Genomic DNA, 16,437 nt, shown 5'->3' on the forward strand with positions numbered 1-16,437 from the left:
CATGAGCCGTCTGGAAAGCTTCATCCGCCGCATGTCGGCGCAGCGCGACGTGATCAACCATGTCAGCGAAACGCTCCGGCTTCCAGCCGACGGGGTCATTCTGGAGATCGGGCTCGGCAATGGCCGCACGTTCGATCACCTGCGTGAAAAATTCCCGGGCCGGCGGATCGTCGCGTTCGACCGGGCGCTCGGGGCGCATTCGTCCTCCATGCCGGAGCCGGGTGACCTGATCCTCGGCGAGATCGCGCAAACCGCCGAAGGCTATGCCGATGGAACCGCGGCACTTGTCCACGCCGATATCGGCACGGGCTATGACGAGAAGGACGCGATCACCCTGACCTGGCTGCCGGACATCGTCAGCCGGGCGCTCGCAACGGGCGGCATCGCCATCAGCGGCCTACCGCTCGACCACGCGGCGCTGGAGCCGCTGCCGGTCCCCGCGACCGTCGACAGCCGCCGCTACTTCCTCTACCGCAGAAGGGCCTGACGGCCATGCCGGCGGTCGCCGTCATCGCGGACGCTCACTTCCACGATATCGAAGGCGATTACGATTTCGCCGGGATTTCGGTAAACGGCCGCAAGCTGACGGTCAGGACCTGGGCGGATACGGCGGGCTCGACGCGGGTGTTCAACGAGAGTTTCGCGGCGCTCATGGCAGCCCTGGACCGGGTCGTCGCCAGGGGTATCCGCCACGTCGTGCTGCTCGGCGACTATACCGACGACGGACAGCGCGAAACCACGGCAAGCCTCGTCCGCCTGCTCGAACGCTACCGCGCCCACCATGGGCTTTCCTTCTATGCGACGCCCGGCAACCATGACGTCTTCGGACCACTCGGCAAACACCGGGACACCCGCTACGTCGATGCATCCGGCGGAACCACGCTGGTCACGAGCGATGCCGAAAAAGCGGCAAGCGATCCCGGCCAGCCGGTCGTTACACCGAAAATGTACTGCGACGGCGTGCCCGCCGGCCTCATAGCCATGCGGGATTTCGGCTATTTCCACCAGCCAGGCTATCTGCACTGGGAAACGCCATTTGGCGAAAGCGACGACCCGGATCTTCGCCAGCACGACCTTGTCTCCGCCGACGGGCAGACCGTGCGCCGGTTGATGGACGCTTCCTATCTGGTCGAGCCGGAGGACGGTCTCTGGCTGCTGCTGATTGACGCCAATGTCTTTGAACCGCGTAACGGCAAGCGCGACATCGCCCGCAAGAAGGCATTCCTCGACAGTTCCGATGCCGGCTGGAACGCGCTGTTGCGCGTCAAACCCTATCTCGTTGACTGGATGGCGGACGTCGCACGGCGCGCGAAAGAGCAAGGCAAGCAACTGCTCGCCTTCTCTCACTACCCGGCGATCGATCCCTTCGAGGATGGTACGGGCAGCGAAAGGACGCTGTTCGGCGAGACGACCGTGGCCAAGCGCACGCCCCATCGTCAAGTAGCGGAGACGTTGGCGAAGGCGGGCATCAATCTCCATTTCAGCGGCCATCTGCATGTCGAAGCCCGCTCCGCGCTTGATATCGAAGGCCGCAGGCTCACCAACATCGCCGTGCCCTCGCTCGTCGCCTTCCCGGCAGGCTTCGTTGTCGTCGAAATGGGAGGCAAAACCCCGATGGTCCAGAGCGTGTCGCTTTCCGGCGAGCCCGTCGATACCGACCTGGTTTCGCTCTATCGCGCGGAGCACTACCAAATGGGTGCGGAGCCAGATTCTGTCTTAGAAGCTAGCGCTTATGGTGATTTCCTCTATCGACACATGCACTCCCTGACCGCTCAGCGTTACCTGCCAAAAGAGTGGCCGCCGGAAATGGCAGCGCGCGTGCATGGCATGACGCTCTGGGATCTTTGCCAGTTGATGGCAGGCGGCATGGCACATGCCGTCGAGGAACACGCATCGACATTCGGCGCCGATACTACCCGGTTGCGGGGTTGCCCGATGCTGGACCTCGTCGTCGATTGGTATTGCCTGCGCCAATCCCCGGCACAGGCGCCGGGCTATATTCCCGCCGAAAGGCTGGACAGCTACCGGTTCCTTGCGCAAACCTACGGCGACGTGCACGCCCATGCCCCGCAGGAACCGAAAGGTTTCTTCGCGATCTTCCTCGGGGTCCTGGGGCGCAGCTTGGAGCGCTCCTCACGGGAGCCCTAAAAACGAAGAAGCCGTCTTCGGTCTCGTCGCTCACCGCCTGTGCGGGTCCTTTCATCGAAACAGGGGCGCACTCGACAGCATACCCGTCTAGATTCGCTGCCCCGACGTGCGTTGGAGAGGGTTTCGGCGATGAAAGCTGTGTTTGGTGCGATGATCGTTCTGATGGCGGTTTGCTTCACTCCTGTGGGAGCGCAGGACAGCTTGAGCGGCAGCACGCCGATAGAAACGATCGAGGATCTCAACCGAGCGATCCGGCTCGACCCCACCAACCCCATTTCCTACAACAAGCGCGGCATGGTTCACCTGTTTGCAGGGCGCCCCAAACAGGCGGCGGCTGATTTTGCCACCGTCATCGAGATGGTTCCCAACAACGCGGTCGCCTACCAGAACCGCGCCAGAGCCTATCTCGAAGCCGGTGACTTCGGCCGATCCATCGCCGATTTCGACACGTCCCTGAAACTCGACCCTACCTGGGCGGAGAGCTACCAGGGGCGCGGGGTGGCCCACACGAAGTCCGGCGCACTCGACAAGGGCATCGCCGATTTCAACGAGGCGATCAGGCGCAAACCCACCGCCAGTTCCTACACGTCGCGCGGCACTGCCTATGCGATGGAAAAGCAGTTCGACCAGGCGATCGTCGATTTCGACGAAGCTCTGCGCCTCGAGCCGCAGCGCGCCGAGAGCATTCAGAGCCGGGGTTCGGCATGGATATACAAGGGAGAGATCGATCGTGGCATCGCCGATTTCGACAAAGCGATTGAACTCGATGGCAGGCAGGCGTCCTGGTACAATCTGCGGGGTTCCGCCTATGTCGCAAAAGGTGATTTTGCGCGCGCTGCGGAAGATTTCCAACGCGCGATCGAACGGGACCCCGGCAATGCGGAGTACCAGCGCAACCTCGGCGTCAGCCACGCCGAACAGGATGACAACAGGCCGGCACTTGCCTATCTGGACAAGGCCCTCGCCCTCAATCCGGGCGATGACGTGGCCCTCTCCTCCCGCGGCTTCGTCCGCTATCGCCTCGGCGACTTCGACGGCGCCTTTGTCGACCTGGACAAGGCCATCGCGCTCAATCCAAACCATGCCGACCACTACAACAACCGTGGAGAAATCTATCGCCGGGACGGTAAACCGGAAAAGGCACTGGCGGATTTCGACCGTGCCCTCCAACTCGATCCGCGGCAAAGAAGCGCCCAGCAAAATCGCGCCATCGTTTTCCTCGACAGGAAGCAATACGACAGGGCGATTGCCGATTTCGACACGGTCATCGCGCTGAAGCTCGACAATGAGGAAACCTATTATGGCCGTGCCGTCGCCTTGCGGGAAACAGGGCGGGCCGACAAGGCAGTGGCCGATCTGGAGCATGTGCTCGGACGCAATCCCAACTTCTACAAGGCACGGGACCTGCTGCGGGAAATCAAGAGCGAGGCGCCGCAATAGACGGTTCGGCCTGTGATTTGTACCGGTGACAATTCGCCCCCTCCCTGCCGAGATGAACGTCGGGCATTGTCTGGCGAAGAATTCAGCTGTAGCTCCCGAAGATAAGAGCAGGACAGCCGGGAGGATACAACGTGACTCTGTCAGACAATCTTATGCGCCGGCTTGCCGAGCCGGGCCTGTTCGAACGCATTGCTGATGCCGTCTGGCTTGGCAGGCCTGCAAATCGGGAAACCTTCGAGGTCTTCAATCCCGCGACGGGCGAAATCCTGGCCAAACTCCCGGACATGGGCGTGGACGAAACCCGCGCGGCGATCGAGCGGGCATCCGAAGCACAGACGGAATGGGCCGCGCAGACCGCCCGCGAACGCTCGGATACGCTGTGGCGCTGGCACCAGCTGATCGTGCGCCACACCGACGATCTCGCCACCATCCTGACCGCCGAGATGGGAAAGCCGCTTGCGGAGGCGAAATCCGAAGTCTCGCACGCCGCCGCCTATCTGCAATGGTATGCCGAGGAAGCCAACCGGATCTACGGCGAAACCATACCGGCGCCGTCGCGGGATCGCCGCATGCTGGTCATCAAACAGCCGATCGGCGTTGTCGGTGCGATCACGCCATGGAATTTTCCGGCCTCGATGGTGGCCCGCAAGATCTCGCCGGCGCTTGCTGCCGGCTGTACGGTCGTGCTGAAGCCGGCCGAGCAGACACCACTGGTGGCGGGTGCGATGTTCGCGCTTGCTGAAAAAGCGGGTTTTCCGTCCGGCGTGGTCAATCTGATCTATGCGTCCGATGGCGATATCGTCGGACGGGAACTCTGCTCGCACCCCAAGGTTCGCAAGATCAGCTTCACCGGCTCGACAGAGGTGGGGCGGCTCCTCATGCGCCAGTGCTCCGACCAGGTGAAGAAGCTCAGCCTGGAACTCGGCGGCAACGCGCCGTTCATCGTTTTCGACGACGCTGATGTGGACGCCGCGGTAGATGGCGCCATACAGGCCAAGTTCCGCAATGCCGGGCAGACCTGCGTCTCCGCCAACCGGCTCTATGTTCAGTCCGGCGTCCATGACGAGTTCGCGCGGAAATTCACCGAACGCGTCGAAACGCTTTCCGTCGGCGACGGTTTCGAACCGGGCGTCGCAATCGGCCCGCTGATCGACACGCGCGCCCGCGCCAAGATCGAGGCGCATGTCGCCGACGCGGTCGAAAAGGGTGGAATCATCCGCTGCGGTGGCCAGCGGATCGACGGCGTGGGCACCTTTTACGCGCCGACCGTGCTGACCGGCATATCCCACACCATGCGCGTGGCGCAGGAGGAAACCTTCGGCCCGCTTGCGCCGATCATCCGCTTTGACGATGCCGACCAGGTGGTGCGCGAAGCGAACGACACGATCTACGGCCTCGCCGCATATTTCTATGCATCAAACCTCAGCCGGGTCTGGCGGGTGGCCGAAGCCTTGGAATACGGAATGGTCGGGATCAATACGGGCCGCATGTCTTCCGAAGCAGCACCGTTCGGCGGCATGAAACAATCCGGCATCGGCCGCGAAGGCTCCCGCCATGGGCTGGAGGACTACCTGGAAATGAAATATCTCTGCATGGGCGGTATCTGAGCGGTGCTTTGGACACGCCGCCATGCACTTTTCCGGAGTTTGCCACCTGCCGTGATGTTGCGGTAGGCGTCAGTCGGTTTTCGAGACGTGCTCGGGTTTGCCCTTGCGTTTCGTCGATGCGAGTTCCTCCAGTTGGTTTTCGGACATGGATTTTTCCATGCTCTTCGAAGCCCCCTTCAACTCGCTCTTCTTCATGTCACCGCGTTTTGCCGCCAGAGCGGCGCCGGCGGCCTTTTGTTGCGCTTTTGATTTTGCCGGCATGACCGAAACCTCCTGTTGAGACCGGGCGTCACGCTTTCCTTTGAGGAGCGTTTTTCACCGCAGCCAGATCGCAACATCGCCGAAAGCGTGATCGCGGTCATCCTTCAAACCGAGCGTTTCGCGGACGAACGTCTGCGCCGCAGCATGGGCTGCCTCCCGGCTCGGATAGGTATCCGGCAGGACGTATTCCTTGCCGGCGCAGCACAGGAGCGCTCGGCAGCTCAAGACATCGAAATGCAATTGGACATCCGAATGGTTTTCCATTTTTTCCTCCTTTCAACGCAAAACGATAAATTGCGATGACGGACGGAAGTTCCCTGTCTGCCCCGATTTGTCCGCTATCCGATGTCCAATTCGGCACAGAGCGGCAGGTGATCGGAGGCCCGGCGGGCAAGCGGGCTGTCGTGGACGAAGGCTTTGTGCACGCGGATCCCCTCACCGACAAACATGTGATCGATCCGCAGGATCGGCAGGCGCGAGGGAAATGTCGGCCGCGGTCTGCCCCCCGCCTCGACCTGCACGTCACGCAGCCGGCGCGCCACCATCCGATACGAGGCCGAGCGCGCAATGGCATTGAGGTCCCCGGCAAGCAGGACGCGCGAACCCTCCGGCATCGGAGCGCCGAGCCAGCCCGGGCCGATCAGAGCTTCTGTCTGCCGCACGCGCTCCGCGCCGAGAAGACCGAGATGGGTGACGAAAATCTGGAGCTTTATCGCCTCGACCGGCACTTCGACCCAGAGCGCGCCGCGTGGTTCTCCGCGCGACGGCAAGCCGTCCGCCTTGACGAGACGTGTCGGAAGCGCCGTCAGGAGCGCATCACCATAGCGCTCCTCCTCGAGATGAAGCGCGGGGTGAAAATGCGACATCATTTGCAGATGCGAAGCAATCGTCTGCGCCTGGTCGATTCCGCCGCTGCGGGCGCGCGCCACGTCGACCTCCTGGAGCGCAACGATGTCCGCTTCGCATTCCGCAATCACCGCAGCGATCCGCGCCGGGTCGAGCTTGCGGTCGGTGCCAAAGCAGCTGTGCACATTGTAGGTCGCGATCCTGAGCCGCCTGCCCATGCCTTTCCTTTCAATTGTTTGTCGCCGTCGGAACACGGAAAGGCTTGTTTTCGTTCCCGCTCCACCGAGTGAGGAAAGACAGACCGAATGAATCGCACCCACCTGCTCCACGCGCTTATCGCCTGCGCCGTTCTCGTCGCCGGCTATCTGGTCTACCGGGCTTTGAACCAGTACTCCTGGCAGGATATCCAGGCTTCAATCGCCGCCATCCCGCGAACGAACATGGTTTTCGCGCTTGCCTTCGCGGCCTGTTCCTATTTTTGCCTGACGCTCTTCGATTTTCTCGGTTTGCGTTACGTTGGCAAACCGCTTGCCTATCCACGCGCGGCACTCGCCTCCTTCACAAGCCTGTCGATCGGGCACAATGTCGGGGTTGCGGCCCTCAGCAGCGGCGCCGTGCGCTACCGCTTCTATGCACGCTGGGGCTTGAATGCCGAAGAGATCGCCAAGCTGATCGTCTTCTGCGGCGTTACGGTCGGTCTCGGCCTGATCACACTTGCCGGGCTCTGCCTTCTCGTGCTCCCCGGTACGGCCGGCAAGGTTGCCGGGCTGGGAACGACGGCGTCCATCGCGCTCGGCTTCTGCTGCCTTGCGGTGACCACCGGTTACCTCGCGCTGGCCGTCTTCGTGCGCGGCGAATTGAAGGTGAAAAGCTGGCACTTTGCCTTGCCGAAACCGAATCTTGCCGCCCTACAAATCTGTGTTGGCACAGTCAACTTTGCCTTCGTCGCGGCCTGCCTGCATCAGCTTCTTGGTGGCGCGGCAGGCTATATGGAAACCACCGCCGCCTATGTCGTCGGCAATCTTACGGCACTTGTGAGCCATGTGCCGGGCGGGATCGGCGTCCTGGAGGCTGCGATTTCCTTCCTGCTCGGGAGTTCCGCCTCGATCGGCGCGTTGATCGCTTTCCGTGTCGTCTATTTCTTCATCCCGCTGCCGCTGGGGCTCGTGTCGCTACTGGCGAGCGAAGCCTTGCTCGGATCGAAGGACGAAGCCGGCCTGCGTGACAATCCGAGATGACGCCGCGCGAAGGAGTGCGCCGAGCGCAGCCATGCGGAAAGAGGCCACCAGGGCGCGACCGGATCAACAAGCCCCGTTCCGAAAACCGGGTCGATGGCACCCCGGCCCTCAGCCTGCAGAAACGGCCTCAGGCCACGCTCCCGCGTATTGAACGCGTCGATTGCCCCTACAAGAGAGCCTTTCGCACGGACAGCTGCTCCGAATGCGGCCGGCTCCACATCCAGATGTTCCGCCGCGAACCGGTCGCGCAAGGCAACGATGCTCGCACGTTCCGCATCCGTCCGCGCCTCGATTGCCACGTCAAGCTCCGTATCAAGCCCTTCGCTACGCTGGTTGAGATTGGACGAACCGACGCGCAGGAACACATCGTCGACCACGATGGTTTTGGAATGGATGATGATCTCCTGTTCTGTCCCATCCGGTTTAGGCACGACGGGATAGAAGGCACGCAGGCGACCATGCTTGTCGCATTGGCTGAGCCGTCGGATGAAGCGGTCGCGGTTGGCGCCGAGCACGAGGCGCTCGATCGTGCCGTGGGAACTCAACGTCGAGATCACGACGACCTCCGGACCGACAGGGTCGGCAAGCTTTTCGCACAGCAGGTCGCAAATCGTCTTCGAGGCAAAATACTGGCTTTCGATATAGATGTGCTCGCGCGCCGCCGAGAGCGCGGCAAGGGTGAGGTCCATCGCCTCTCGCGCAGCCGGACGCCCGCGAATTCCCGGCTCGGTTCGGGCAAAGGCGACGCTGGTATTGATCATGTCGGCGGAGAGATCATCAAGGCTCGCGGCACTCTGGCCCGTGCAAACCGGAACCGCCTCGTCGGTGGCGTGTAACCATCGCCGGCGTGCGAGTTCGCCCGCCAGCCGCGCCGCGTCCCCATCCATCGCCACCTGCATATCGTGCACGGGCTCATAGCGCTCGCCCGAAGGCATGGTGCGGCGCGGGTCATCGACGCTGTGGTCGCTGGTGTCCCAGCGTTTCGCTGTCAGGTCGATGCCGCCGACAAAGGCGACACGGTCGTCGACCACGACAAACTTCTGGTGGTGGGAGCCACGGATCGGATGGCGGCTGTCGAAAGCGAGCCTGATGCGGGGATGGGAAGACCAGCGCCGCTTGCGGAACATTTTCAGCGATTTGCCGGAATAGACCGGCCCCATCGCCCAAACGAGGACACGAATGGTCAGATCAGGGCGCTCCTCGACGAGCCTCAGCAGGAAGGCGCCGAGCGTCGGCGACAGTGGCTCTCCCGGGCGAACCGGAATGTCCGGATTGAAATCCCAGCCAACAATCCAGATTTCGTTGCGTGCCTGCTCCAAAACACGTTCCAGCGCCTGGAAATACGCCTCGCCATCAACGAGAACACCGAGCCGGTCGGCTGTTGCCACCTGCCAGGCATTCTGTCCCGGCTGGATGATGGGAGAGCGCGGATTTGCCTCGACATGGAGCGGATATTCTTCATTTCGCACGATCTGCCGCCTTGTCTGCTAAGATCAACCAATTCGCGCAGAAATTCTCAGAAGGGCGTTTGGTTCCGGTGATCACCCGCTGATGACGAAGGTTTTCTACAGCCGCCAGGCACCGGCGATCGTCACATGTATCGTTTCGTCGATGTGCGGCCGATGGCGACTGAAGGCGCGCAGGATCTGGCCGTCGCCGAGTTCGAGGGTGAGGCTATATCGCTCACCCTCGTAGAGCGAGGCGCGAACGCGCGTCGCAATCCCCTCTCCCGACGGCTGGACATCCTCCGGCCGAACAAGGACGCCGGCCATCGGTCTATCGGAGGGCGATGGTACGGCGAGGCTCTCATGCAGCATCTGCGACGGAATCCTCCGAGGTGCCCCATCCGGCAGGGCAAGCGACAGAATGGCGCCGCGACCAATGAGACCGCCGACAAGCCGGCCCTCCGGCCGGGCATAGATTTCCTCTGGCGGCGCCACTTGCAGGAGTTTTCCCTGCGACATGACGGCAATATCCGTTGCAAGCGCCATGGCTTCGCTCTGATCGTGCGTGACATAGACCATCGTGGCGCCGGAGCGCCGGTGGAACTCGCGAAAGGTCTCTTCCATTTCCTGCCGCAGATGCCGGTCGAGATTGGCGAGCGGCTCGTCGAGCAGCACCACGTCCGGCTGGGTGACAAGGCAGCGGGCGAGCGCCACCCGTTGCCGCTGGCCGCCGGACAGGTCCGCCGGACGCCGGTCGGCGTAGTCTGCAAGCCGGACGGTATCGAGCGCCTCGCCTATTCGCGTGTGGTGGATTTCCTTCGATACGCCGCGCACCTTCAGCGGATAGCCGACATTCTCGGCGACGGTCATGTGCGGCCAGAGGGCATAGGACTGAAACACCATGGCCATGTTGCGCCGTTCCGGCGGCAGGGATTTTTCGGAATCGGCAAGGAGCCGCTCGCCGAGATAGATCGCCCCGTCGCTCGGCGCCTCGAAGCCGGCGATCATGCGCAGCACTGTGGTCTTGCCGCAACCGGAGGGACCGAGCAGCGCCAGAAAACCGCCCTCGCGGACATCCAGCGACAAGCCACTCACTGCCGGGCGACCCGTGCCAAAATCCTTGCTGACATTGTTGAGGATCAGCTTCGCCATGGCAGCACCCCTCTCGGCAGGTATTTTGCCATCAGTTCGAGCAGCAGCATCATGACGACGACCAGGACCACCACGAGCACCGACAGCGCCGAGGCGAGATCGGAGCTGCCGCTGTCATCGAGATTGTAAATGACGACGCCCAGCGTCTGCGTGCCGGCAGACCAGAGCAACGCCGATACCGTCAGCTCGTTGCAGGCGATGAGGAAGACGAGAATGACCGACGCGCCGGCTGCCGGCGCCACGAGCGGCAGGAGAATATCCATGAGGCGCCGGAAGAAACCGGCGCCGGCCAGCCGCGCCGCTTCCTCCAGTCCCGGATCGAGCTGTCGGTAGGCGCTGACGACCGGTTTGAGGCTGACGGCGAAGAAGCTCGCGAAATAGGCAAGGAGGATGATCCAGATCGTGCCATAGAGCGTGACGTTGAACACCGGCAGCGGCGCGGCAAAGACGAGGATGAAGGCGACGGCGACGATGATGCCGGGCAGCGCGTAAGGGATCTCGATCAGGCTGGCGACAAGGCGCGCAGCGGCATCGCGCCGACGGGTCAGCACATAGCCGGCGAGCACCGACAGGCCCAGCAAACCACCCGCGGTGATTGCGGCGAGGAAAACCGAGTTGGCAAAGGCGGTGCGCGTCACGACCTGCCGCAGCAGAACCTCCTCGAAGGCATGGAACGACAGGGTCTCCAAGGTCAGCGGCACGCCGAAGGCCGGGACCAGCGCACCGACGACGAGGGCGAGGAAGGGGGCGACGAGCATGAAGAAAAGTGCTACCACAAGCAGGGGTATCAGGACGAATTTCCACCGTCCGACCTGGAATGACGTCGCCGCCCCGGAGTGGCCGAGAATGCGGTAATCGCGGCCGCCGAGCGCCCGCTCCTGCACGGCAAGCCCGGCCACGGCAATCAGCGCGATGACACCGGAAAGCACGGCCACTTCACCAAAAGTCTGATCCGTGAAGGCAGCGAACTTGGTGAAGATCAGCGTCGCCAGTGTGTAGATCGAGGCCGGTATACCGAGGATCGCCGGAATGCCGAAATTACCGATGCACGAAACGAAGGCGACCGCCGCGCCCGCGATCATGCCTGGCAGCGCCAATGGCAGAACGATATCGCGAAAGATGCGCAAGGCCGATGCACCGGAGAGGCGCGCCGCCTCGATACCATCGCGCGGAATGATCAACAGCCCGGCTCTCAGCGCGAGATAGACGAGCGGCGCGTGCTGCACGCCATAGAGCAGCGCAATGCCACCGACCGAGTAGAGCGGCTGCGGCGAGCCGAGCGGTGGCGCGATGTGCAGCGCCTTGAGCAGCGGGCTGGACGGGCCGGACATCTGCACCCAGGCAAGTGCCGTCACCTGGGGCGGGATCATCATCGGCAGCACGAACAGAAAGCTGAACGGCCCCCTCGCCGGCACGTCCGTCAGCGTCAGCACGAAGGCAAAGAACGCCCCGATCACCAGCGAGATGATGGTTCCGAAGAGGGCGGTGACCAGCGTGTAATAGGTCGCCGACCAGAGGGTGCGGTCGGTGAGCACGGCGAACGCACCACCGCCCGCAAAGGCGGCGATACCCGTCACGGCGAGCCGCGCAAGGGGCAGCACGCTAAGGACGAGGACCACGCTGACGATAAGCGGAAACAACCAGGCCGGCTGGCTGTTTCCCGGACGAACATATCCGTGCATGGAAGGCCGCAGCCGAGCCTCAGTTCGAGCCGAAGTGATCGGAGAAGGTCTTCAGGTCCGCATCGGTGTTGTTGAGTGCGGTTGCGGCATCGAGCGGCAGCACGCGAATGGTCTCGCGCACCGGGAAGCCTTCCGGCATGGCGATGCCGTTGCGAGCCGGGATGTAACCGAGCTTCACAAAACCTTCCTGGCCCTCGACCGACAGGACATAGTCGACGAATTTCTTGGCGGCCTCGGCATTCTTGGACGAAGCGAGGATACCGACCGGCTCGGTGACGGCGGAGACGCCTTCGGCCGGGAAGACGAATTCGACCGGCGCGCCCTTGGCCTTCTCGCGGATCGGCATGTAGTCGACCACCATGCCATAGGCCTTTTCGCCCGAGGCGACGGCCTTCAGCACGGCGCCGTTGCCACCGGCAGCCGTCGTGCCGTTTTCGGCGAGTGCCTTGTAGTAGGCCCAGCCGAGGCTCTCGACGCCCGTCAGCGTCTGCGCATGAATGAGGGCGGCACCCGAGGTGAGCGGGCTCGGCATGGTCACGAGGCCCTTGGCATCGGCCTTTACCAGGTCCTGCCAGCTTGCGGGCTTCATGCCGGCGGCGGTGTTGTAGACGATGCCGGTGGTGATCAGCTTGGTCGAATAGTAGTGGCCGTCCTTGTCGTAAAGGCTGGCGTCATAATTGGCGGCTTCCGGCGAGGCGTAGGCGAGCAGCTTGCCATCCTGCTTCAGGCGCTCGAGCGTGACGGTGTCGGCGATCAGCAGCACGTCGGCAACCGGATTGCCGGCAGCGATCTCGGCCTGAAGCTTGGCCATGATCTTCGGCGTTCCGTCGCGGACCCAATCCACCTTGATGTCCGGATTGGCGGCCATGAAGCCGTCGACAGTCGCCTGCGCGTCTTCGTTGGGCTGGCTGGTGTAAAGGACGAGGTTTTCGGCAAAGGCCGGAAGTGCGACGAGGCTGGCGGTGAACAGAGCAGCGGCAGAAACGAGCGTTTTCATGGGAGCATCCTTCGGAAACAGAACCGCTCCCTATCCCTGCCACTTGACACCCGTGTGACATCCGCCTGTACGGCGGCTCCGCGCGAGCGCCGATGCCGTTGCTTCAGGATGCCGCCGTCCGGTGCTCGCCGGCGGTTGCGACGGCAATGGTGGCGAGCGCCGAGCGGACGGCCGAAGGCGATGACGCTCTTGAAAGCGCGCAGGTGGCGGGATTGAGAGAACCGACCCGGATCGATTGTCCACCACGCGCATTGGCAAGGGCGAACATCGTCTCATCCGTCAGGTCGTCACCGATCGCGATCGGCAACCTTCCTTCAAAACCCGGCTCCTCCAGATAGGAGGCGACGGCTTCGCCCTTGTCCGCGCGGGCGGGGCGAATTTCGAAAACCATCTTGCCCGGCTGAAGCACCCAGTCCGGCCCGGCCTCCTCCGCGACATTCTGCATGAGGTGTTCAAGCGCCGTATTATAGGCGGGCGCCAGCCTGTAATGCGCGGCAACAGCCGCGCCCTTGTCCTCGATCAGTACCCCCTCCATCCAGGCGGTCTGCTCGACGAGGCGCTGCTTCAAACCTTCGAAGGATGGCGTCGCAGACACCATGGCCGTCTTGCCGTCGGCGCTTCGAAATTCCGCGCCGTGCAACCCGGCGATCGGAAAGCGGAACGGCGCAAACAGCCTGTCGGCGTAAGGAAGGCTGCGCCCCGTGACGAGCGCGAGAGCCCCACCCAGCCGGGCAGAAACCGCATTGAGGTCGTGCGGCAACGACAGGGGAACCTGAATGTCATCCGGCCGCGCTGCCAGATCGAGCAGCGTCCCGTCGATATCAAGAAAAAGCGCCCAGCGGTCAGGCTCGTCGGTGAGACGTCGGATCAGATGACGGATTGCGGCATCCGACGGCCGCAACTTTTCCTGCTCGCTCATCGACCAGCAAGTAGATCGCTGTCTCCAGTCGGCAAGCCCCGACAGGAACAACTTTTTATCCGCTGCATTGTGCTCTCGCATTTCTCGCACGGGCAAGGAGCCGGCATGGCCAAGCAGAAAACGAAGCCAAAACCGACGCAGGACAATGACCCACCCGTCACCCACGGCGCCGATGACCTGCCCACCGTGAACGTGGCAAGCTGCAATCTGGAACTGCGCAACAAGGACGGTTTTATCGGCGACCGCGCCAACAAATCCGCCTTCCGAGATGCCATCCAAGGGTGGAGAAAACGCGTCCGTGAAGGTGGTGCCGATCCGCTGGGCGCGGTTCTAACCGCCGAGCTTTCCAAGAAGGAAATCGACAAGCTGCTTGAGGAGCAAGGGACCGAAGCGGCGATCCTCGTGCGTGCCGCAATCAATGATTTCGCACAGGAACTGGCCACCATCCTCATGCGCTACCTCAAGGAGGAAACGTGGCGGGAAACGCGCAGGATCGTCGTCGGAGGTGGTTTTAGCGACAGCAAGGCCGGTGCACTGGCAATCGCGCGCGCCGGGCTGCAGCTCAAGGCGGAAGGCCTGAAGGTCGAACTGGTCGCGATCTCCCACCACCCAAACGAGGCCGGGTTGGTTGGCGCGGTCCACCTCATTCCCGCCTGGATGCTCAAGGGGCATGACGCAATCCTCGCCGTCGATATCGGCGGGACCAACATCCGCGCCGGCGTCGTCAAGCTCAACCTCGACGACAAGCCGGACTTCTCCCGTGCCAAGGTCTGGAATTCCCGGCTGTGGCGCCATGCCGACGACGAGCCCCGGCGAACCGCGACCATCGAACATCTCGTCAGGATGATCGAGAGCCTCATCGCCAAGGCCGAGAAGGCGAAGCTCGCGCTTGCCCCGGTGATCGGCATCGGCTGTCCCGGTATCATCGCAGCCGATGGGTCCATCGCGCGGGGCGGGCAGAACCTTCCCGGAGGAAACTGGGAAAGCACGCACTTCAACCTGCCGGAAGCGCTTCGCAAGGCAATCCCGCGGATTATGGATCAGCCGACCTTTATCATCATGCACAACGATGCCGTCGTGCAGGGATTGTCGGAGGCCCCGCGCATGGCCGACGTGGCGGGCTGGGCCGCCGTGACGATCGGGACGGGGTTGGGCAATGCGAGCTACATCAACAAGCCGAGCGGCTAGAGAATGCCGGTCGCCCTGCCGATGCGGCTTTGCGTGGCACGCACCGTCAGGGCGATCCTCTCGGCGACGAAAACGGCATGCTCGGTCACCTGGGGCAGGCCCATCAGTTCCCCGAATGTCCCGCGCGCCAGCGGGCCTGCGACGTAGAGCGTTTCCGCGATGCCGCCATCCGACCGGATGACGCGGCTGTTTTCGTCGACCGCAATCCCAAGGCCCACCGGGTCGGCGTGCAACAGGCCGGCCATGGCAAGCTGTGCGACAAGCGGCTGGCTCGACAGGATGGATCGATGGTCCGGCCCGGTCGTAACGATCACTGCGTCGTAGCGGCCTTCAAAGGTTCCCCGCCCGTGGCGCTGCCGGAACGTCACGGTGATTTCATCGTTCTCCACCGCGCGAGTGACCTCGCGGACCGACGCGGCGCGAAAGGCGAGCGTAGCCGCGGCGAGACGCCGGTCGATTGCGCCTTCGACCTGCGGTGCGATACGGAACCTGTGCACGTCCCAATAGGGACGCAGGAAGCGCACGACGCGTCGGCGTTCGATTGTCGGCAGGGCGCGCCAGATGTCGCCACCCTGCGCCCGCAGCCGGTCGAACACCGCATGCCAGGTCACACCCACGACTTGAGCCTCCGCGAGGGTGCTGCGGACACGCCGGAGAAGGGCGCGTGCAGAGCGGGCCGGTGGGACGACGAATTCGCCGAATGGATCCTGCGGGGCGAGGTTGTGCCCGCGTGAACGCAAACCGCGACGGGAGACGGCTGTGATCGGCCCCTGATGTTCGGCCGCATCGAGCGCTGCGATGACATCAGCAGCGGTGAGACCTGCGCCCAGCACGAGGACACGATCCTGTGGCCGGATTTTTAACAATACGCCGGCCACAGTGGCGTCCGCTATGTAGCGGGGATGTCCGGCCAGCACCCGATCGAGGGCCGCTGGAGCTGTCGGGCTCGGATGGGTTGTCGCTAGAACCATCAGGTCGGCCGTGAGCCGGGACCCATCATCGGCGTCGATATGCCAGCCTCCGCTCCAGGCCGGGGTCGCGGCCTCCGCCCGGATTCGGCGATGCTCGATCCTTCCTGCGGCGATGAACGGCTGGAGCTGTGCGGAAACGTACTGGCCGAAGGTCGACCGGCGGGCGAAGACATGGCCATCCGCGATGGTTGCCTGCGGGTCGTCCGCGAACGCTCCGGTCTCCAGCAGCCAGCGCTGAAAATGCTCGTCATCGCCCGGCACGAGCGTCATGCGGGCGGCAGGCACGTTTATGCGGTGGACCGGATCGTCCGTGCCGTAGGCGAGGCCTGCGCCAAGCGTCGCCCTTGGCTCATAGACGACGATCCGCGCCGCACCGGAGGCAAGACTTCCGGCCAGGTGATAGGCGAGCGCCGCCCCGGTAAAACCGCCGCCGATAATTGCCACGACCGGACGATCCGAGCTGTTACCCGACGTCGTCAAACCCAGCGGCGGCGTCGTCGCGTCCGTGGTGGCGGTCAACGCCTCATTCCTTCCGGCTGGCAT

General features: G+C 63.4%; 15 protein-coding genes. 6 read left to right on the forward strand and 9 right to left on the reverse strand.

Translation table 11 applies throughout. The annotated features are described in order from the left end of the window. Position 1 precedes the first annotated feature (1 nt). The 4 genes from AC1RT2_RS00855 to AC1RT2_RS00870 all read left to right on the forward strand — a co-directional run bounded on the left by AC1RT2_RS00855 (position 2) and on the right by AC1RT2_RS00870 (position 5,195). Positions 2-487, forward strand: coding sequence for a class I SAM-dependent methyltransferase (locus tag AC1RT2_RS00855; RefSeq protein ID WP_493098582.1), 486 nt, complete (start codon positions 2-4; stop codon positions 485-487). Positions 488-492: 5 nt separating this feature from the next. Beyond that, on the forward strand, positions 493-2,148 hold the full coding sequence (locus AC1RT2_RS00860) for a metallophosphoesterase family protein (protein ID WP_493098584.1): 1,656 nt from the start codon (positions 493-495) through the stop codon (positions 2,146-2,148). A gap of 129 nt (positions 2,149-2,277) precedes the next feature. Further along, positions 2,278-3,588: a tetratricopeptide repeat protein gene (locus AC1RT2_RS00865; RefSeq protein WP_493098586.1), complete on the forward strand. Its 1,311-nt coding sequence runs from the start codon at positions 2,278-2,280 to the stop codon at positions 3,586-3,588. A gap of 152 nt (positions 3,589-3,740) precedes the next feature. Next, positions 3,741-5,195, forward strand: a complete 1,455-nt coding sequence (locus AC1RT2_RS00870) for an NAD-dependent succinate-semialdehyde dehydrogenase (protein WP_493099539.1) — start codon at positions 3,741-3,743, stop codon at positions 5,193-5,195. 69 nt (positions 5,196-5,264) lie between these two features. Here the strand turns inward: AC1RT2_RS00870 and AC1RT2_RS00875 are convergent, their stop codons facing one another. The 3 genes from AC1RT2_RS00875 to AC1RT2_RS00885 all read right to left on the reverse strand — a co-directional run bounded on the left by AC1RT2_RS00875 (position 5,265) and on the right by AC1RT2_RS00885 (position 6,520). Continuing rightward, complete coding sequence (locus AC1RT2_RS00875) at positions 5,265-5,456, reverse strand: DUF3008 family protein (protein ID WP_493098588.1); 192 nt, start codon at positions 5,454-5,456, stop codon at positions 5,265-5,267. Between the two features lie 54 nt (positions 5,457-5,510). Continuing rightward, positions 5,511-5,720, reverse strand: coding sequence for a hypothetical protein (locus AC1RT2_RS00880; protein WP_493098590.1), 210 nt, complete (start codon positions 5,718-5,720; stop codon positions 5,511-5,513). A 74-nt stretch (positions 5,721-5,794) separates the two neighbouring features. Further along, the gene (locus AC1RT2_RS00885) at positions 5,795-6,520 is read right to left on the reverse strand and encodes an endonuclease/exonuclease/phosphatase family protein (protein ID WP_493098592.1); all 726 of its coding nucleotides are present in this window, start codon (positions 6,518-6,520) and stop codon (positions 5,795-5,797) included. 87 nt (positions 6,521-6,607) lie between these two features. On the opposite strand from AC1RT2_RS00885, the gene AC1RT2_RS00890 reads away from it, so the two are divergent. Further along, positions 6,608-7,540, forward strand: coding sequence for a lysylphosphatidylglycerol synthase domain-containing protein (locus AC1RT2_RS00890; protein WP_493098594.1), 933 nt, complete (start codon positions 6,608-6,610; stop codon positions 7,538-7,540). Here the strand turns inward: AC1RT2_RS00890 and AC1RT2_RS00895 are convergent. From AC1RT2_RS00895 to otsB, 5 genes are all read right to left on the reverse strand, one after another. Then, a complete protein-coding gene (locus tag AC1RT2_RS00895) occupies positions 7,438-9,009 on the reverse strand; it encodes a phospholipase D-like domain-containing protein (protein ID WP_493098596.1) in 1,572 nt (523 codons plus the stop codon). The two genes, AC1RT2_RS00890 and AC1RT2_RS00895, sit on opposite strands and share 103 nt — an antisense overlap. Before the next feature lie 96 nt (positions 9,010-9,105). Beyond that, the gene (locus AC1RT2_RS00900) at positions 9,106-10,137 is read right to left on the reverse strand and encodes an ABC transporter ATP-binding protein (protein WP_493098598.1); all 1,032 of its coding nucleotides are present in this window, start codon (positions 10,135-10,137) and stop codon (positions 9,106-9,108) included. Next, on the reverse strand, positions 10,125-11,819 hold the full coding sequence (locus tag AC1RT2_RS00905) for an ABC transporter permease (protein ID WP_493098600.1): 1,695 nt from the start codon (positions 11,817-11,819) through the stop codon (positions 10,125-10,127). The genes AC1RT2_RS00900 and AC1RT2_RS00905 overlap by 13 nt, the downstream gene beginning before the upstream one ends. Before the next feature lie 19 nt (positions 11,820-11,838). After that, positions 11,839-12,816, reverse strand: a complete 978-nt coding sequence (locus AC1RT2_RS00910) for an ABC transporter substrate-binding protein (RefSeq protein ID WP_493098602.1) — start codon at positions 12,814-12,816, stop codon at positions 11,839-11,841. A gap of 103 nt (positions 12,817-12,919) precedes the next feature. Then, positions 12,920-13,735 (reverse strand): trehalose-phosphatase, encoded by an 816-nt coding sequence (otsB, locus tag AC1RT2_RS00915; protein ID WP_493098604.1) that lies wholly within the window; start codon positions 13,733-13,735, stop codon positions 12,920-12,922. A gap of 105 nt (positions 13,736-13,840) precedes the next feature. Here otsB and AC1RT2_RS00920 point away from each other — a divergent pair, with 105 nt between their 5' ends. Beyond that, complete coding sequence (locus AC1RT2_RS00920) at positions 13,841-14,923, forward strand: ROK family protein (protein ID WP_493098606.1); 1,083 nt, start codon at positions 13,841-13,843, stop codon at positions 14,921-14,923. Here AC1RT2_RS00920 and AC1RT2_RS00925 read toward each other — a convergent pair. After that, positions 14,920-16,437: an FAD/NAD(P)-binding protein gene (locus AC1RT2_RS00925; protein ID WP_493098608.1), complete on the reverse strand. Its 1,518-nt coding sequence runs from the start codon at positions 16,435-16,437 to the stop codon at positions 14,920-14,922. The two genes, AC1RT2_RS00920 and AC1RT2_RS00925, sit on opposite strands and share 4 nt — an antisense overlap.

The organism is Shinella sp. GW821-FHT11G07 (genome assembly GCF_058808115.1).